This window comes from Candidatus Nitrosotenuis chungbukensis (genome assembly GCF_000685395.1).
In the GTDB taxonomy this organism is placed as follows: Archaea; Thermoproteota; Nitrososphaeria; order Nitrososphaerales; family Nitrosopumilaceae; genus Nitrosotenuis; species Nitrosotenuis chungbukensis.
On record NZ_AVSQ01000016.1, the window covers coordinates 15,250 to 34,243 of the forward strand.

Below are 18,994 nucleotides of genomic sequence, written 5' to 3' on the forward strand. Positions count from 1 at the left end.
GACTCAAGAACTATGTTTGGTCTGATTCTTGCAAAAATTACATGTAGTACTGAACTGCTATCTTTTCTGCAATCTTGATGTCTTTTTGTATTTTCACTTTTTTTAGCGCTTCCTCAAAGTGCCTCATTGTTACCTTTGCGTCATTGACCTGTTTTTCAGCTTCCTTTGGATCCGGATATTTTCCTAGAAACTCGTGTATTACAATTGACGCTGCCGTATTTGCAATGGATGCGATATCTGCCCCGCTTAGCCCGTCTGACGCATCTGCTATTTTTTCTAAATCTACATAGTCTGGGTTTTTACTGCCATTTGAGCTGACTTCCCTGTCTATTGGGATTTCCTTTGTACTTATCTCCAGAATTTTCTTCCTGCCTTCTTTGTCTGGCATTGGGACTAGTATGGTCCTGTCAAATCTGCCTGGTCTTAAAAGTGCGGGATCAATCATGTCTGCTCTGTTTGTTGCAGCAATCACGACTACACCGTACAGGGTTTCTATTCCATCCATCTCAGTTAAGAGCTGACTGACAACTCTTTCCGTAACCGACGTGTCTCCGCTCATGCCTCTGATGGATGCTATTGAGTCAATTTCGTCAAAAAACACAACGCATGGTGATGACTGTCGCGCCCTTCTGAAAATCTCTCTTATGCCCCTCTCTGACTCTCCAAGCCATTTTGACAATAGCTCTGGACCCCTAATTGAAATGAAATTGGCCTCGCTCTCAGTTGCCACTGCTTTTGCCAGCAGCGTTTTTCCGGTGCCGCTTGCCCCGTGGAGCAAAATTCCGCGAGGCACTCTGTAGCCTAGATTTCTATAGAATGCTGGATACTTCATTGGCCACTCTACTGCTTCCTGTAATTCCTGCTTTACCGTTGTCAGGCCGCCTATGTCGTTCCAAGAAACGTCTGGATTTTCTATGTATACTTCACGCATACCAGCTGGTATGATTTCACGAAACGCATTATTGTAATCGTCAGCATTTACTATTAGCTTATCCAGCACTTCGGATGAAATTTTCTCGTCTGCCAAATTGATTTCGGGCAATAGTCTTCTCAAGCACTTCATCGCCGCTTCTTTGCAGAGATATTCCAAGTCTGCCCCGACATATCCGTGGCTAATCGACGCAAGTTTATCCAAATTGACATCGTCTGCCAGCGGCATGTTTCGTGTGTGTATCAAAAGTATCTCATGTCTTCCTTTTTTCTGCGGCACTTTGATTTCTATCTCCCTGTCAAATCTCCCCGGTCTTCTAAGTGCTGGATCCAGTGAGTTTGGCCTGTTTGTCGCGGCAATGACAATTACCTTGCCTCTTGCTTCCAGCCCGTCCATGAGCGAAAGCATTTGCGAGACTACTCTTCTTTCTACCTCACCTGTGACCTCGTCGCGTTTTGGTGCTATTGAGTCAATCTCGTCAATGAAAATGATGGTCGGTGATTTTTCTCTTGCCTCTTTGAAAATTTCCCGAAGCCTTGCCTCGCTCTCGCCATAAAACTTGCCAATTATCTCAGGCCCTGAAATGCTGATAAAATGAGCATTACTTTCATTTGCAACTGCCTTTGCCAAAAGTGTCTTGCCTGTCCCTGGCACCCCGTAAAGCAAAACACCTTTCGGTGCTTCAACTCCAAGTTTTTCAAAAATTTCCGGATGCCTCATTGGGAGCTCAACCATCTCTCTGACTTTCCGTATCTCGTCAGTCAGGCCGCCTATGTCCTCGTATGATATGTGCGGGATTCCTTGTAAGGACTCGCTTTTCTCGCCAATTACAAACGTGGTCTTTTGCGTTACGATTACTGCGTCTGCTGCCGGTGAGATATCTATTACTTGGAATGTTAACCTGCCTCCAAAATACCTCACCATGACATAGTCTCCTACTATGAGTGGCGTGTTTTCTAGCGATTCTGTAAGGTATCTCTCGTCAATTGACGGAATCGCTTCAAGTGGAGCTACGATGATTTTCTCAGCAGGCACTGCCCTTATCTTTCTGACCTCGACTTTGTCACCGATTGCAATCCCCAAATTGTTTCTTGTAACGCCGTCAATCCGTATGATGCCTTTTCCCTCGTCTGATGGGTAAAGGGGCAGGCACTTTGCCACTGTTCTTTTCTTTCCTTTGATTTCAAGAACATCCCCTGTCGCTGCGGCAACCGAGTCTGCAGAGTCATAATCAAGACGTGCTATTCCCTTTCCAACGTCGCGTGAATATGCTTCTAAAACCTTAAGCAAAGTAAAATTTTGGGTTATGTATTACTGCGTCTGATCTAAGCCTTATACCTTGTCATCAAATCCATGAAAAATTTAGCGTCTTTTCAACACTCTGAATTATAATTTTAATGACTCTCTTAGTCCCTTGTACCTATTTCGGATCGTAACCTCAGTTACTCCTGCAGCAAGTGCGATTTCTTTTTGTGAGACATTTTCCTTGCATTTTATACATGAAATGTAAAGTGCGGCAGCCGCAAGTCCCATCGGATCCTTTCCCGCAGTAATCTGCATGGCACTTGCCTCCTCTAGGATTGTAAGTGCCCTTCGTTTTGTTTTTTCGTTCAACCCTACCTTGCTTGCTATTTTGGACATGCAGCTAATTGGATCTACAACTGGCATTTTCAGTTCAAGTTCGTGCACTAGCAACCTATAGTTTCTTGAAACGTCCTTTCTCTTTACGTTGATTGCCTCTGAAACGTCGTTTAGGGTTCTTGGCGTCTCTACGTCCCTGCACGCCGCATACACTGCTGCTGCAAGAAGTCCTTCAATTGACCTGCCCCTCACCAAGCCCTTTGCAAGGGCCTTTCGATAAATGTAAGCTGTTTTTTCAACCACTGCATCTGATAGGGCAAGTTTGTCCCTTAGTTTATCCAACTGCGTAAACGCGTGTCTGAAATTCTTGTCTGCCTGTACGTGGGCCTGACTCCTGCTGTCCCACGTTCTGAGCCGGTTCATGCTCATCTTCATGGATGAGGAAAGTGGCTTTCCAGTGGCGTCCCTATTGGTGTGGCCTATTATTGTGGCAAGCCCCATGTCGTGCATCGCAAGCGATGTTGGTGCACCCGTTCTAGTCTTGTCATCGCGCTCGTCCTTTGAAAACAAGTGACGTTCAGGACCGGAGTCATCAATGCGTTCAACAATTACAAAACCACAACTATTGCAAAATCTTTCACCGGTGATGTCGTCTGTCATCATCATCCCTTTATTACAACGTCTACATTGTCCTTCTTTGTTCAAAGTTTGTACAACCATACTTGCGCCAGACATGTATTGTAAGCCTGTCTGCTAATAATAACCAGTGTATTCTGCAACCTGTTTTTGCAACTTATCTGCGTCTGAAGCCTCACGTTTCAGCATTTGGTGTCTTTTTGTGATCATCTCTTAGCTATTTTGTCTTTGGCGACAAATGCGTTTTCCGAGCCTTCCTCATCGTTTTTTATTAACTGTTTTGTGGTTGCAATGGAAAAATCTGCATCCTCTAAAGGAAACCGAACACCATCTTTTCGCAATATGCGTATCAACTGCCTGATTATGGCGCTTGTTCATAAGCCAGTCTATGGTATTCTAGTTCTAGTATGAGGATTTTTCCGCACTTTTTATCTGGGACATGATTCACACATTTTTTATGTACAACATGTCTTGAGATCACTTGACATTCTAACTGTGTGATCTGTCTTGTCAGTATGCATGATGTCACTGCAACGATATCGAATTTTATTCTGTGTTTTTGTAGCGTCCTACATGCTCGCACTCGTATGCCTCAAGTGATCCTCCTCCCCGCAGTACAAGCCCCGTCTCAAAACCTCTTGCCTCTTCTGCCGTTGCTTCTTTTCAACTTCATTACTTGCCGCATAAACGCATTTAAAGTGTAGATCCGCTAGCTGCCCCAAACTTGATTATCTTTGGAACATTAATACGACAATCCCTCATGAGATTGACAAGTGACAATTAGGACAGTAAACCCGGCAACAGAGGAACTCATCGCAGAGTATGATGTAATCAGTAAAGAAAAAATATTTGAAACTGTAAAAAAATCAAAAACCGCGTTTGCAGACTGGAAAAAAGACATCAAAAAAAGAACCCACTTTACTCATATCCTCGCACAAGAGCTGAGAAAAAACAAAACCGAACTTGCATCCTTGGCAACAAAAGAGATGGGAAAGCCAATCAAAGAGTCCCTTTCCGAGGTTGAAAAGTGTGCATGGGCAATGGAGTTCTATGCTGATAACAGCGATATCTTCTTGCACGACGAGGCGATAAACACAGATGCTAGAAAAAGCGTGATTTCTTTTGAGCCCCTTGGAGTGATTGCCAGTGTGATGCCGTGGAACTTTCCATACTGGCAGGCATTGCGATTTGCAGCTCCCTCGCTTATGGCTGGTAACACCGTTGTTCTCAAACCTGCCAGTGCAACAATGCAGTGTGGAATTGAAATTGCAAACATGTTCCAAAAGGCCGGTTTTCAAGACGGCATATTTCAAACACTTGTTGGAGATTCAAGCATTGTCGAGTCGCTCATAGACTCTGATGTCAGTGCTGTTACGTTTACTGGAAGTACGTCTGTAGGAATCAAGGTGGCACAAAGATCTGCCTTTAATCTGAAAAAATGTGTGCTTGAGCTTGGGGGAAGCGATCCGTTTATCGTGTGCAGTGATGCTGATGTGGAAAAAGCATCAAGTGGGGCAGTAAAGGGCAGGTTCATAAACTGCGGGCAAAGCTGTGTCGCGTCAAAAAGATTCTTTGTCACAAAAAATGTGGCAAATGAGTTCATCGAAAAATTTGTGCAAAAGACAGAAGGCCTCCGAGTTGGCAATCCAATGTCTGAGGAAACCGATATTGGTCCGCTAGTCAACAGTGCCGGCCTGAACAAAATTGAAGAACTAGTAGACGATGCCATTGCAAAAGGTGCAGAGGTGTTGACTGGAGGAAAACGACTTGGCAGCAAGGGCTACTTTTACAGCCCAACTGTGATCACCAAAATTTCATCAAAGATGCAAATTGCGTACGAGGAAACGTTTGGACCCGTGGCACCAATCACAATAGTTGATGACGAAGCAGACGCAATACGCCTTGCAAACGACTCTCAGTTTGGCCTTGGTGCCAGCATCTGGACGCGCGATCTTACCAAGGCGGATCGACTCTCAAGAATGGTCGAATCCGGAATAGTCACGATAAACAACGTGGTGATATCTGATCCTAGGATTCCGTTTGGGGGGATCAAACACAGTGGATTTGGCAGGGAGCTGTCTAGGTATGGGATGATGGAGTTTGTCAACATAAAGTCAATTAGGTTCTATGACAATTTGGTCAAGCAGCACTATGTGGAATGACCGTCCTGCGAAATTACAACTGAAATTTGTGCCTGAAGTTACACAAAATCTCAATCATAGCGTGGATCTTATTTGAAAATTTGAAGACATTTGTCAATTTTAAACATGCCAAATAATCTTAAAATTCCAAAATAACGGGATTTGTGGACAGTAACGCAACTCTGCTGGAAATTGTAAAAAAATTACAAGATGCGGAAATGGGCGACTCTGGGAGACTGTCTTACATATTACACTCTCTTGAAAAAGGAAAGAAAATCTACGAGTCTGATAAAAAATACCTAAACAAAAAATATGAACAGCTACAAAAAACTCAGTCTGTCAATGGCGCTGAGAAGCAAAATCTAAAGCCGCTAAATTTTCCGGCCGTACCGCTCTCTCACCACGTCTTGATTAACCGTATGCACAAATGTGCATCTTGCGGCAATGATCTGGGCCTTGAAGAAAGAACAACGCGATACGAAAACAGGTGGTTTCACGCCGCTTGTTTTAGCTCCATACTGAAAGAATCCGAACTGCCCAAAGCGACGCAGGTAGTCAAAGTACCGCCCCCAGTTGAACCATACCGTGCCGAGACTCTTCAAACAAAACCGATTGAGCACATCAAAACCAAGCCGCTGCGGACAAAGGCTGATCCTGTTTTGGTTTTGCTGGCGTCTATAATTTTTGCATTGCTTGTGATTACTGCATATAGCATGCTTTCGTATCTTAGCCTGATTGCAATTTCAGTTGCCGCAGTGATGGTCTTTTATCACATCGTATCGAGAAAGGAGCCAAAATCGCAGTATTCCTATGGGAGGAGGGCCGCATCGTCTTATTCGATAATGGTGATGATAATGCCGTTCGTGCTTGGGACGATGATTGCGTATGATGGGTATGCTAGCGGAATTGCAGGCGTTATCCAAACAATTTTTGTCTGGTGCCTGATGCTGTCTTTCTGGCAGACGATGCTCTTTGTACCGCTTGCGATAAGGAGCGTTGCACTTGAGGCCTTGCTAAGGGAGCCTGACTCCTATCCGAAGATAAGCGTACTAGTCCCGGCATATAATGAGGAAAAAGTCATTCAAACTACAATAGAATCACTCCTTGCAACCGATTATCCTGACAAGGAAATCATAGTAATTGACGACGGCAGTAAGGACAAAACACTGGAGATTGCGTCGCGCTATAAGGACAAAGTCAAAGTCATACACAAAGAAAATGGCGGAAAGGCATCTGCGCTGAACGCCGGAATACTTTACGCGACAGGCTCCATAATAACAATCTTGGATGCGGATACAATAATTGGCCACACTGCGCTAAAGCACATTGCAAAATCGTTCTCAACTGAGAACGTTGCAGCCGTTGCAGGCAACATCAAAATAAGAAACAGGGTTAACTGCCTTACTTGGTGCCAGGCACTGGAGTATCTGTCTGGCATACAAATCATGAGGCGAGGGCTGGACTATTTCGGTGCAATCACTATCGTTCCAGGAGCGCTAGGCGCATTTAAGAAAAAGAAACTCGAAGAGGCTGGGACCTATCATAAAGACACATTGGTTGAGGACTTTGATGCTACCGTGAAAGTCCTAAGATCTGGAATGGTCGTAAACGGAAGTAACATGGCAACTGCATACACGCAGGCACCGCAGAAACTGCATGATTTTTACAAGCAACGAAAAAGATGGTACCGCGGAAATCTTCAAGTGTTGAGAAGGCACTCTGATATCTTGACTAATCCAAGATTTGGATATCTTCACAAGTTCTCATATCCTCTGTTGGTAATTCACATGCTTGTGATTCCTACTACAAGCTTGATGGTTCTGGGTTTTACAGCCTACCAATTACTCCTTGGCAACTATTCCTACGTGGCATTTGTCCTTGGGATGTTCATAGTGCTACAGTACCTGCTTTCGGCAATGGCAGTCAGAATGGACCGGGATGACAAAAAAATGATACTTTATTCCGTGTTCCTGGTGATTGGGTACAAACAGCTAATTGACATTTTACAGCTAAAGGCGCTTTTTGAAGAACTTGTCGGCCTAAAGGCCAAGTGGACTAGCGCCCAAAGAATCCAGCAATAACAAAATCGCTACGGCCTGATTTCATTAAACCCTACTGCGAGTACTCGGCTTTCTTCCAGTGGTGGCAGCTTGGTTATCTTGTATGCCGCGTCTCTTGCCTTGATCCCATAGCCTGTGAATATGTCGATGTGTTTGTCATCCCACTCTCCGATGTCTGTTGCCCAATACGTTCTGGTATTCCAAGGTGAGGGGATGTCTGGAATGCGAAGTAGTGTTCCATGGGAAATCACTCCTTCTCTCATGTCTGTCTTTCCTGCCGTTACTGCGACCATTATAGTGCGCTCGTTAAGTGAGCTTGTGGCTAACGGCAAGCAGGCCCCTGAAAACGTCATTGCGCATTTTCCGTAGTGGTAGAACCTTGTTTTTTCTCCCTTTGGAGAAATGAAATCATGCGTCCAGCTTTGAAGTATCTTGTTTTCGTTTGTCTTTCCAGAGCCTTGGATTGCTATTTCCTTGAGAAACGTTGATCTGAATTGCTTTAGGTAGTACGTCGAGTTGTTTTCCGTATAGTCAAAAGAGCCGTTTTTCTTTACGCCTTGCACATATGCTGAAACTAGGGGATCCCTTGGATAGTCTTTTTCTAGCGGCAGAAAGTATCCTGTGATCTTCCAGCCTGAAGACCCTGGGTAGCATTTTTGATTTATTGGGTCCCGAATCTCGCCACTCGGGCATGACTTTCTTATCTCAGAGCATAATTTGTCACCGCAAATTTTTTTGGATTGTGCAGCATCTGCATCTTGCATTAAAACTGGAATCACTGATGCAAAAACACTGAACAGTATGATGCCAAACACAACCTGTCTCATACGTCTACTTTGACTTTTACATATAAAAGCCTGATTCATCTAATCTATGTTCTTTATCTGGACGAATTTTGTTTTTTTCCGATTAATCTGCAATTTGGACTTTTAGCTAATGGTTATAAAATTAGGAAAATATAGCATTAACTGGTATGGTGTTTAAAACTAGCATAATTTCTTTGGTAATATCATTTTTAATTTTTGTCCCTGTAATATCGTATCAACAAAATACCGGCTCAGTTGAGGTGACCATAAGAAACGAAAACGGCGATAGGGTGACACCTGACCTCTTATCCGTTAAAGTGTATCAGGATTTTTCAAGCGTGCCATTCAAAGAGATCACCTCACTCATCGATAATCCGCTTGTTGTAGACTCGTTGCCATTAGGGCATCGGTACAAGTTTGAAGTATACATGAATAGCCTGTACGGAGACGTGGCGTTTGTTGATCTACAAAAAAGTCAGGACAAAGTCGAGATAGTAATAAAAAACCCTGGCGGCATACGCCTTTCTGTATTTTATGGCGACGGTGAGACTCCGCTCACAAATGCGGATGTTTGGATAAAATCGTTTGATGGTAAGTCATGGGGTTATTCTGGAACTGACGAAAGTGGCCAAACCCTTAGAATGTGGCTGTACCCAACAATGAAAGACACTGATTATTATTATGCTGAAATTGCCCTGGGGCCTGACCTGAAATATGTTCAGACACCAGTCAAATTACTGCCAAATGTTGCTCAAGAACTCAAAGTTGTAACACAATGGCCTACTGTTGTGGATAAACTAATCACAATTGAGGTGTACAATACAACAAATACGAAGGTTGCCAAGTCCGACGGGGAATTTATTGCGCAATTATACGATGGCAAGAAAAACAAACTGGCCGATTCCTTGGTATCTGATAAGGGTCTTGCTGGATTTGCAAAACTAAAAGTTGGCACATATGCCATACATATAAAATCAAAATCCTCAGATGGTCAGCTAACTACTCTGGCCTCAAAAAAAATCACCATATCTGGCCCTGAGAACGTTTTCAAAATTTACTTGCATAATCCTGAGCTGAATTCCGAGTATCTGAACTGTAATTGCGTGGCATTTCGTCTGGATGATATTCAGGATTATTTTCTAAATGGTGCTCAAATTGACATAATCAACATGTTCGCACAAAAACAGTCTAGTCTTACACTTGGAGTCGTCGCAAATGTGTTTGGCGATGATCCAAATCTGGTTCCTCTTGTTAAGAATATGCTAACCGATAAAAGCCTTGATCTGGAAATAGCAAATCACAGCTGGACGCATCGAATAATGACTGCACTGACAAAGGATCAGCAGGCAGACGACTTTGCAAAATCAAACAAAAAAATCCACGATGTGTTGGGAGTTACTCCGACTACGTTTATTCCGCCAGAAAACCTGTACAATGATGATACGATTGCAATACTAAAACAAAATAATTTTACGCAGATCAGCTCTCATACATCAACTTCAAAATCACCTCCGTTCCAAAAGTCAAGCCTTTACTATTTCCCCGCTTCCACACAAACATCGATACTTGATAGGCAAGAGGCAAATTGGAAAGTTCAATCAGTGGGCAAGGTGCTTGATGGGATAAATGAAAGCCTGTTCAATTATGGCTATGCCGTAGTGATGATGCATCCACACGAATTCTCTACATATTCCGATGGGATCTACCAAAACAAAGTCAATCAAACTCAGGTGCAACAACTTGGATTGCTAATAGACAAGGTCAAAAGCCAAGGGCTTAAAATAGTGACAATCGATAAAATAAGTTCCTTTGACAAACCTGCGCCACAAAAGCAACCTGCTACTGACACTCCAAAAGAGCCTCTGACCTGTAACTGTGTTGCATTTAGGATGGACAACATACAGGATTTCTACCTAAATGATGTGCAAAATGCCGCAATTGGCAGATTTAGTGAAAAAAATGCCCAGCTTACAATTAGTGTAATTGGGCAATTCTTTGGCAATGATCCAAAAGCCGTTGATCTGATAAAAGAGAAAATCCAAAGCAAGACAACTCTCCGAATAGCAAACAGAGGATGGGAATATGTAGATCACACGGCATATGACAAGGAAAAACAAGCCGCCAGCATCAAAAAAACCAACGACAAGATATTCCAGATACTGCAAGTAAAATCTGTCATATTTGCCCCGCCATTGGACTCGTTTAACAAGGAAACAATTGAGGCCGCAAATCAAAACAACGTGCGCTACTTTAGTGCAAGCATTGTACGTGATCCTCCCCCATATGCTGACTCACTAAAACATGTTCCAAGTACTGCATTGCTTGCAAGTCTGATGGATGATGATCCGTTTTACGCTGGAACCATACCTGAAAAGGCGCTTACCAAAATTAAATCGAACATAAGCCAAAATGGTTACGCTGTAATCAGTCTGCAATCCCAAGACTTTGCCGCCAAAGATGGCAAATTGTTTAAAAATGAAGTCGATTCAAGCAAACTCCAATTGTTGGATACCATACTAGATGATCTAAAATCGAGCGGGATAAGCATAGTTGCACTAGATGAAATTCCATCGATTCTGGAAAACAAGTCTCTAGTCATCCCGGACACTGCTAAGGACAATGCCGGTTTGTGGTCAAAGGGGCAGATGTCTGATTCTGATTTTACGAAAGAACTCAAATACTTGGTGGAACAGAAAATTCTGCAAATTCCAAATTCACAAATTAGCGGTGAGCAAAAAATTCCGCCCTGGGTCAAAAACATTGCCGGCTGGTGGGCAGAAGACAAAATAGGAAACGCTGATTTTGTAAAAGGAATCCAGTATCTGATGGAACATGGAATAATTCGAATCTAGCTTGGATATGATGTTCCTGGGCCGACACTGTCTTCTGGCTTTACGTCCTGATCCCACTTGCCCCTGACCCCTTTGATCAAGAAAAATATTCCTAGTCCGATCAAGCCTACGACCAGTCCGAAAAATAAGATTCGGTTTTGCAGTACTGTATCGCAGTCTATTTTGATTTGTTTTCCGTCGTCAGAAAATTCGTAACAGTCCTCAAATTCTTCTGCCTGAATTGCCGCATTGTAGTAAGAGTGGCCAAAGATCCCAAATATCAAAAACCCTGCAAAGACAAGTGCAATCCCAATCATTGTGAACCGCGTGTCGCTCAACAAAAAATCAATGCACGAACTCAGTTATGTTGCTTTTCTATTCTTGCCTTGAGGGTTTTAAGCGAGTTTGCGTAAAACGACTCCATAAACGACAAAAACTCTTCAAACTGCCTTCTGTCTGATTTCTCACTTATTAGAAATGAATTCCATAGGACGTACGAGGAATTTTTCCTAGGTGTGATGGATATGGTTGCGTGATACCCTCGCAGTGGAAGACCGCTTGTAGCAATGTATGACAGGTATTGCTCGTCTCTCCAGCCTGTGACATATTCATCAACAACGCTGCCGTCAGAAAACCACAGTCTCCTTGCCCCGCCGATCCCGTACTTTGCCTTTGAAAGAAATTCTGCCTTTTTGATGTCTGCAATCCAGTCTGGGAGGCCAACTATGTTGCTGATTTCTTTCCAGACGTTCTTTTTTGATGCGTTAATCGTCACTGCCTGCAATACAGTTCCGCAATACTGGCCGTTTCCGTCCTCGGCAAGTATTGTAGTTCCCATGCATTGGAATGATGCATGCTGTTTTAAATTTGTAAACTTTTAAACTGTCATTCGACACGTATACATCTAATCAAAAGGTATTGAGATCATGGTTTTTGGATGGAATAAAAAGAAAACAGAAAAAGAAGAGAGTGTCCTATCCTCAAGGGAAATCAAACTGGATCAGATATCTGCAATACTATCTGATCTGAAAAACTCTAGACAAAAACACCTCGTCGAGAACACGGCCCCTCTGTTTTCAAACATACAAGACGAGCTAAACTCCATTCTAAAAATAATAGATCACCTCTCACATGACAGCCTAAAGATAGACGACATTGATAACCAGCTAAAGATAATCGTGACAAGAAGCAAGACCGAAGTAATAAGCATCATATCCAAAGAGGCCAAGGCCAAGATGCCTCAACTAGGCACACTTGATGATGTAAAAAAAGCAACAGAACTTGCGTCCCAAGCCTTAAAAAAAATAGGCGACGTGCTTGGAAAGAACAGCAGGGTAATTCACGTATTTGCAAAAAAATATGCGCAGGACCTAAAGGATCATCTTGCAACAATCAACACAAACTACATGTCAGCACTGCAACTGCTTGACAATTATGTGAAATTTGAGTCTGACGAATCACTCATCAAAGAAAAAACGAACAAAATTATCGATATGATTCAAATCATAACTGACAAAAGCGCACAAATACCGAAACTAAAAACGATGCACGATCATCTTGCCGCTTCCATATCTGAGCTCAAAAGTAAAACTGATTTGCTAAAGTCGAGCCCACAGCACGCCAAATATCTTGAGATAAAAAATCAAATCGAGCAAAACAAAAAAGAAGAAAATAAACTCTACAAGGAAATAGACGAAGAGTTCTCAAAAATATCGCGACCGCTTGGCAAGTATTTTTACGTGACCTCGCTTGAAAAGCCCCTCAAAATTCTCATGGAAGATCTAATTCATGATCCTGCAAAGACAATCACCACCCAAAACAAGGGCTCGATAATTGTTATTCTGGAATCCTGCATGAAAGGAACCCTGTCTGGTGCCGTCTCAGTAAAGGAAGCCGACAAATCCGTAGATCATATCAGTGCCATAATTCGAAAGATTGACGATTTTCTCGTACGCAAGAACGCTCTAATGCAAAAAGATCAGGACCTCCAAAGCCAACTTGGGATTTTTGATATTGATGCGTTTGAAGAACTTGAGCAAAAATTACAAAAGACAATAACTGACAAAAACGACATGGAATCAAAAATTAAGAAACTTGAATCCGATCTGGCTCAGGAAACAAGCAACCGCGCACACGCAATTTCGGAATTGGGACGTGACTTGCAAAGTATTTCAAATACGAAATATGTCATTTTGGTGTAGGTTGATGAAACATGGCTGACGAATCTCGTAGAAAAGTAGTGCTGAAAAAAGATCCACTTGATGGTATTTTGTCATATTGCAAAATGAAACACCCAAACGAAGGAATACTGATACTCAAGGGCAAGTCAAAAAAGGGAATCATAACAATAGATAGTCTTGTAATCCCGCCGTTTTCATATGGCGGCCAGACCTTTGCCGGATTTCCTCACTCGTTTTTGCCGTTTGACCTGTCATACGTGGGTATAGTTCACTCGCATCCTACCGGCCCTGCAGATCCTTCCGTAACTGACATGCAGAACTTTTTTGGCCTAGTTTCGCTAATAGTTAAATCCCCATACGAAAACAGCGAGGACGTTTTTGCCTGGGATAGCGACGGAAACTCGCTTGAAATAATTTTTGAAGACTAGGGGTCGTTCCAGACTGATTTTGTCGCAAGCGCGGCATTCTCGCAGTTATTAACTGATATTACCGTGCGCGATTTGCTCTAGGCTAGATAAAGCCGCAGTAACTATGTTGTGCCTAGTATCGCGTAGTTCGCATGGGCTAAACTTTATAAGGTTTTTTCGAAGATTGATTGTATTGTACAGCTATAGAAACTACCTGATCTTTCTGTTTGCATCGCTTGCAGTAAGCATTGGACTGCAGATGATATTGCCGTTCCCATATGGGCTGGCAGCAGCACTTGCAATTTTCATAATTTTGCCGCTTTTCATAAGGCGCCGATACATGAGCCGAGTCAAGGGATATGGAGGAGATTCGGGAGGTGGCGGCGGATTCTTTGGACTAAATCAGGAAGGAGGCGGAGGAGTAAAGTACGTCTGTCTGACATGCAATCACCGATTCAAGGGCGCGATGTGTCCTAGATGCGGCTCAAAAATGAAGCGCGCCGACTTTTAGCCTAATCATGACACTTGAGGATCTTAGGAAAAAGGCAATCTATCAAAATTCAATTGATACGTGGATTGTGGCGTGCGAAGAAAAAAACATAGATTGGTACGAGACTGAGAACTACAAAAAATTTGTCGCGTATCTTCTGAAAAGCGGACTCAACATGAAAAAATTCCCACTGTGCATAAAGGAAACGGGGGGAATTTATGAGCGCGGAAAGGACAAGACAAAGTTTGCCGAAATACTGGCGCAGTACAACGAGCCAAACTCTGCAGCATACACGTTAAAGCTAAACGACCAAACCGTAAGCATAATTCGAAATTTTACTCTGGATTCCTAGCGTTTTATTCTAAAAGTATCAAGGGAGTTCCCGACAAAAACAAAGGCAAGCCCTGTAATCGTTATCATTATTCCTGGAGGGATTACCCACCACCACAATCCCCGAGTTACGGCACCGTGCTTGCTTGCGTCATGAAGTATTTGACCCCATGTGGGGAAGCTTGGATCCCCAAGACCCAAAAAGCTCAGCCCTGCCTCAGTTGTAATTGCCGCTGGCACCGATATCGCAATGCTTGCGAGCGCATATGGCATGATCTGGGGTATGATGTGCTTGAAGATTATCTTTGAGCTTTTCTGACCCATTGCTTTTGACGCTTCGACAAATTGTCTGTTTTTAATCTGAAGTGCCATGCTTCTTGAAACCTTGGCAATTCCAACCCACCCGAAAATCATCAGAAAGCCAATCATCAAAAATATGCTGTTGCTAATCGTTACTGCCAAGATGATGAGAAACGGAAGAGCTGGCAGGGCGTAAATTATGTCGTTAAATCGCATCATGGATTCGTCAGTCTTTCCGCCCTTGTATCCTGCAAAAACCCCATAAACCAAGCCTGATACTACCGATACGACGGAAACTGTTATTCCGATAAACAGTGCAAGCGGCGTGCCCCACAGCAGTCCTATTGCCAGGTCCCGCCTTTGCTCGTCTGTCCCAATCAAGCCGAAAACCTTGCCGCCTATGATCAGTTTTGAATCATCCATGATACTTTGGGCGTCAGTCGTAGATATTTTTGCCACAAAAGTGTATTTCCCCTTTAAGACTTCGTGCGCGTCTGTTTTTGAGAAAACTACCTCCTCAACTGGCATGCTGACTATTGAAAACGCAAATCTGTCTGATGCAAGCAGGATGTTTTTTCGTATGGACTCGTTTGTCGAAAAAACCTTGTCTGAAAACACGGTCCTAGACTTCAAATTCGGTAACGAATATGACAGCAAGTGCAGAGTCATTCCGTCAGGCCTTGTGACGTCAAACTCCAAAACTGGAGTTCCTTGGTATTTGGCAGTGTACTGGTATATGAAATCGCTTGGGAAATAGTCAAACGCATAGTCCGTCTCAAAACTCTGCATTATTTTTCTTGCATTGTCTCCGGTTTGCACTGTGGTGCTAGTGTTGTCTAGTATCTGGTGCTCCGGGATTTTTTTTGCAAGAAAAATATTGACCCATGACGGGAGCGCTGATTTTGGAAATAACGTCCAACTGCTTGGGTTGTTCCATTGCTTGTACGTGTCTAGTGGAATGAAAATTATTGTAAACGCTGATACCAAAACCAGGCACAGCAAAATGCCGGCGCCCGTAATTCCTACCCTGCTTTTCAGAACATTTGCACTGAGATCATTGAATAATCCCATGCTACACCGTCTTTATCCTTGGATCCAAGTACCCGTACAACAAGTCTGATACAAATATGCTAATTAGGAAAAACGCCGTCAGCACATATGTTGCTCCTATTATCACCGGCAAGTCCATCACGCTTATTGCCTCAAAGTACAGCCTTCCCATGCCTGGCCAGTCAAACACTGCCTCTGTAATGATTGCCCCTCCAAGTGAGCCTGAAAGGCTCAGTGCAAGTACTGTGATTATGGGGGGTGCTACGTTTTTTAGCGCACTCTGAAAGACGATTTTTCTTTGGGCGACGCCTATTGTCTTTTTGACTGTGACAAAGTCTTCTTGCATCACGTTTACCATGAAATTACGAACCAAGTATGCCCATGTTCCAAACCCAATTAGGATTATGGTGATCAATGGGAGTGCCATGTGGTATAGCAGTGCAGGTATGTATCCGGGGTCGCTTGGGGAAATGAGCGGCGTCGCTCTTGCAGGAAACAGATGAAGTGTAAACGAAAAAACAAAAATCATCATCATTCCTATCCACCACACCGGAAAACTTCCGCTAATCACTGCAAACGCCGATGTTGCCTTGTCTATTTTTGATCCCGTCCTGCTTCCTGCCAGCGCCCCAAGAAATATTCCGATCATCGATATGATTATGGTGGCAGTGGTGAACAACAAAACGGTCCTTGGCATCTTTTCTAAAATTATGTCTGACACCTTCGAGGATCCAGAGTCGCTTGACAAAAACGTCGCATGTCCAAAATCAAGCGTGATTATCTTGTACATGGAAAGCCCGATTCTGTTTGGCGAATACCACGGGGAGTCAAGGCCGAGCGCTTTGATCCTGTTGTCAATGCTGTTCTGTATGAATTGGTCCAGCTCCTTTGTATCCTTGAAGCTTCCCATGAGTGCCCTGTTTTCCGTAATTTCTGACCTGACCTGAATCGACACACCTTTTTTTAGTATAACATCCATGTTGGAGCCGACAAGCATTATTGTCAGCAAGAGGGTTGTCATTAAAACGCAGAACAGTATGATCCCGCGAGTGGCCAAATACCGCCTAAGTCCCATTGACCAATTTTACAAAATTAGCTTAAAATGTCTATTGTGAAACGGCTGGCGCGTTTATCTCTAGATATGAAAGCAGGCTGACCATCGCAAACGGTTTGTCTATTATGCTCATCGTGTCGCTAATGCTGTCAAATTCAGAATTCCTTGGCGGGAGGTACGGGGACAGGAAGAATATTTTTTGCTGCGGATTGATTGCCAGAATTTTATCCTCCAAGTTGACGCGCTCATCAAACTTGGTTGATTTTTCCAGAATCACAAAGTCGTATTTTTTGCCCTCATTCAAAAGTTTATCAACACATGAGATTTTGTCAGGTGCAAAGTCTGCCCCGAATCCAACTGATGAGAAAATTTTCTCATATAGTTTTGTGATTCGTGGATTGTCTTCTAGTACCAGGGCACTCATCGCAGACAATGTTTAGCCCCACCTGATGTAGTTTCTTGGTAGGAATGCCTGGACGCCTTCCATCTTTGCAGTCTGCAGGAGATCCCTGTCAAAGCTAACTAGGGTGGAGCCTGTCAGTTTTGCCGTTGCCAAAATAAAATTGTCTGGAACATGGCACTCGTAATATTTCTGCGATATCTTGCTTGACTCTGTAATTATTTCGTCTGTCCTGTCGATCATTATTGGCTGCTTGCAGTACTGGTAGACGTGCGTCATAGTTGTGATTGGATCGGAGCCTGTTATTTTTGCAATCTCCCCTAGGACCGTTTCTGGCATGACTAGTTTTGAGGACTGTTTTTTCATTTTTTTTGCGATGGGTCTTAGAACTCGACCTTCTTGAATTTCCTTGATAAACACGTTAGAGTCTAAAACCACTGTTTGTGCTTTTCCAATTTCCATAGTATGATTTAGCCGTGGATATAAAAGCGATTTTGCAATAACTGTATCATGTTACAATTTGTAACAATTGATTAAATATTTACAAAAAACGCTTACTGTGTGTCTGAAAACGACAAGCTGTCTCTTGCAGAAAGGCTAGATGTTGCAATTGAGAACCTCAGTGTTTGGCACCGGGTCACACTTGTGATGGTGATAATTGGATTGCTATCCCTGTCTGTAATTATTTCCATGTCTCAGTATTACTTTCAACAGGAAATAAGCAAGCACGGCCGTATCACCGAAATCCATGACGAGAAAACAGGAGAGGTGGCACTTTCTTTTATTCCAAACGGCGCGCAAGTTTTCTCAAGTGAGAGCATAGTTGCGCTTTATTCGACGCAAATTTGGCTGATGGCAAGTAACGGACTTGTAATAGGGCTGCTGTCTTTTTTGTTTTTGTGGATTACGTATAGGGGACAAGCGTACAAAAAGGAACTAAAAACAATAGAGAACCAGCTTATTAGGCAATCATACCTTGTGAACTTTGAGACGTCCATACCAGAAGGCGTAACAAGAACAGAAAAAATTCTAAACCACTCGAGCCTTGTATTTCCCGAATTGCGCTCTTTGCTTGGACGCGATAAGCCCGAGGGCAAAAAGCTCCCATACAAGACAAACCAGACAATAGGAAATGAAACTGTGGACATTCTTGTGTCTACAAAGAAAGGAGACTTCATTGTCAAATTCTTCGATGATGCCTCAGCTAAGGCAATAGAGCAGTTCGCGCAAACTCTTTCAAAATCCAACAAGAGAATATTCCGCGTCCTATGCGTTGCACAAAACTATGATGATGAATTGCAGTCAAACCAGCTGTCGTCATTGATGCAAAAACTAGGACTCAAATTTGACATGGACTTGATTTTTGAAGAGGAGCAGGGCTATTCCATGTTGTGGATAAACTAGAGTGAGTTATCCTTAAAATCTCTTAATCCCAAAATGTATCTTACGTCTGGCTCAAAGTTGACGCATTTTAGAAATGACGCCTTTCCTTTTTCAGTTACTCTGTACTCGAATTTTGCCTTCGGATTCTGGCTTTCCCTGATCTCGACAAATCCCTTTTTGTTAAAGCTCTCCAAAATCGATCTCAGCCTGTCCCTGTTAAGATCGGAGCCGGGGGTGCCTGTAGTTATCTGTCTCAAATTCATCCAAGTTCCGACCTTTGTCAGATAACCAAGTATTGCAATATTTGTGTCTCCCGGAGTCTGATTGAATTTTCGCTCCAATTTCTATTCCACTCAAAAGTCCATTGATATGCCTTATGTCTTGTGTGAATAAATTTTTTCAACCAATGTAAAA

The 18,994-nt window shown here is 43.0% G+C and carries 18 protein-coding genes; 8 read left to right on the plus strand and 10 right to left on the minus strand.

Translation table 11 applies throughout. From position 1 onward, the window contains the following. Window positions 1–37 precede the first annotated feature (37 nt). The gene (locus tag NKMY2_RS06100) at window positions 38–2,239 is read right to left on the minus strand and encodes a CDC48 family AAA ATPase (protein ID WP_042686022.1); all 2,202 of its coding nucleotides are present in this window, start codon (window positions 2,237–2,239) and stop codon (window positions 38–40) included. 78 nt (window positions 2,240–2,317) lie between these two features. Further along, window positions 2,318–3,247 (minus strand): transcription initiation factor IIB, encoded by a 930-nt coding sequence (locus NKMY2_RS06105; protein ID WP_420887348.1) that lies wholly within the window; start codon window positions 3,245–3,247, stop codon window positions 2,318–2,320. 674 nt (window positions 3,248–3,921) lie between these two features. On the opposite strand from NKMY2_RS06105, the gene NKMY2_RS06110 reads away from it, so the two are divergent. Both NKMY2_RS06110 and NKMY2_RS06115 read left to right on the plus strand, forming a co-directional pair. Next, a complete protein-coding gene (locus NKMY2_RS06110) occupies window positions 3,922–5,310 on the plus strand; it encodes an NAD-dependent succinate-semialdehyde dehydrogenase (protein WP_076613398.1) in 1,389 nt (462 codons plus the stop codon). 143 nt (window positions 5,311–5,453) lie between these two features. Further along, entirely contained in the window at window positions 5,454–7,370 is a 1,917-nt protein-coding gene (locus NKMY2_RS06115) for a glycosyltransferase family 2 protein (RefSeq protein ID WP_042686025.1), read from the plus strand. 8 nt (window positions 7,371–7,378) lie between these two features. On the opposite strand, the gene NKMY2_RS06120 is transcribed toward NKMY2_RS06115, so the two are convergent. Further along, window positions 7,379–8,176 (minus strand): hypothetical protein, encoded by a 798-nt coding sequence (locus NKMY2_RS06120; protein WP_042686027.1) that lies wholly within the window; start codon window positions 8,174–8,176, stop codon window positions 7,379–7,381. 146 nt (window positions 8,177–8,322) lie between these two features. Here NKMY2_RS06120 and NKMY2_RS06125 point away from each other — a divergent pair, with 146 nt between their 5' ends. Continuing rightward, window positions 8,323–11,007: a polysaccharide deacetylase family protein gene (locus NKMY2_RS06125; protein ID WP_081781884.1), complete on the plus strand. Its 2,685-nt coding sequence runs from the start codon at window positions 8,323–8,325 to the stop codon at window positions 11,005–11,007. On the opposite strand, the gene NKMY2_RS06135 is transcribed toward NKMY2_RS06125, so the two are convergent. Both NKMY2_RS06135 and NKMY2_RS06140 read right to left on the minus strand, forming a co-directional pair. Then, entirely contained in the window at window positions 11,004–11,324 is a 321-nt protein-coding gene (locus tag NKMY2_RS06135) for a hypothetical protein (RefSeq protein ID WP_238549788.1), read from the minus strand. The genes NKMY2_RS06125 and NKMY2_RS06135 overlap by 4 nt on opposite strands. 20 nt (window positions 11,325–11,344) lie before the next feature. Next, window positions 11,345–11,824 carry an SRPBCC family protein gene (locus NKMY2_RS06140; RefSeq protein WP_052347559.1) on the minus strand — a complete coding sequence of 160 codons (480 nt, stop codon included), beginning with the start codon at window positions 11,822–11,824 and terminating at the stop codon, window positions 11,345–11,347. A gap of 88 nt (window positions 11,825–11,912) precedes the next feature. Here NKMY2_RS06140 and NKMY2_RS06145 point away from each other — a divergent pair, with 88 nt between their 5' ends. The 4 genes from NKMY2_RS06145 to NKMY2_RS06160 all read left to right on the plus strand — a co-directional run bounded on the left by NKMY2_RS06145 (window position 11,913) and on the right by NKMY2_RS06160 (window position 14,415). Next, a complete protein-coding gene (locus tag NKMY2_RS06145; RefSeq protein WP_042686029.1) occupies window positions 11,913–13,187 on the plus strand; it encodes a hypothetical protein in 1,275 nt (424 codons plus the stop codon). Window positions 13,188–13,198: 11 nt separating this feature from the next. Further along, entirely contained in the window at window positions 13,199–13,594 is a 396-nt protein-coding gene (locus NKMY2_RS06150) for a Mov34/MPN/PAD-1 family protein (RefSeq protein ID WP_042686030.1), read from the plus strand. Between the two features lie 238 nt (window positions 13,595–13,832). Next, on the plus strand, window positions 13,833–14,084 hold the full coding sequence (locus tag NKMY2_RS06155; RefSeq protein WP_420887350.1) for a hypothetical protein: 252 nt from the start codon (window positions 13,833–13,835) through the stop codon (window positions 14,082–14,084). 7 nt (window positions 14,085–14,091) lie between these two features. Next, complete coding sequence (locus NKMY2_RS06160; protein WP_042686032.1) at window positions 14,092–14,415, plus strand: hypothetical protein; 324 nt, start codon at window positions 14,092–14,094, stop codon at window positions 14,413–14,415. Here the strand turns inward: NKMY2_RS06160 and NKMY2_RS06165 are convergent. From NKMY2_RS06165 to NKMY2_RS06180, 4 genes are read right to left on the minus strand one after another with little or no spacing between them, the layout of a single operon-like run. After that, window positions 14,412–15,764: an ABC transporter permease gene (locus NKMY2_RS06165; protein WP_042686033.1), complete on the minus strand. Its 1,353-nt coding sequence runs from the start codon at window positions 15,762–15,764 to the stop codon at window positions 14,412–14,414. The genes NKMY2_RS06160 and NKMY2_RS06165 overlap by 4 nt on opposite strands. Window position 15,765: 1 nt before the next feature. Then, window positions 15,766–16,818, minus strand: a complete 1,053-nt coding sequence (locus tag NKMY2_RS06170; protein WP_042686034.1) for an ABC transporter permease — start codon at window positions 16,816–16,818, stop codon at window positions 15,766–15,768. 31 nt (window positions 16,819–16,849) lie between these two features. Further along, complete coding sequence (locus NKMY2_RS06175) at window positions 16,850–17,221, minus strand: hypothetical protein (RefSeq protein WP_042686035.1); 372 nt, start codon at window positions 17,219–17,221, stop codon at window positions 16,850–16,852. 12 nt (window positions 17,222–17,233) lie between these two features. Beyond that, entirely contained in the window at window positions 17,234–17,659 is a 426-nt protein-coding gene (locus NKMY2_RS06180; RefSeq protein WP_042686036.1) for a PIN domain-containing protein, read from the minus strand. 99 nt (window positions 17,660–17,758) lie between these two features. On the opposite strand from NKMY2_RS06180, the gene NKMY2_RS06185 reads away from it, so the two are divergent. Continuing rightward, the gene (locus NKMY2_RS06185) at window positions 17,759–18,601 is read left to right on the plus strand and encodes a hypothetical protein (protein WP_042686037.1); all 843 of its coding nucleotides are present in this window, start codon (window positions 17,759–17,761) and stop codon (window positions 18,599–18,601) included. Here the strand turns inward: NKMY2_RS06185 and NKMY2_RS06190 are convergent. Beyond that, on the minus strand, window positions 18,598–18,921 hold the full coding sequence (locus tag NKMY2_RS06190; RefSeq protein WP_042686039.1) for a hypothetical protein: 324 nt from the start codon (window positions 18,919–18,921) through the stop codon (window positions 18,598–18,600). The two genes, NKMY2_RS06185 and NKMY2_RS06190, sit on opposite strands and share 4 nt — an antisense overlap. Window positions 18,922–18,994: the final 73 nt, after the last annotated feature.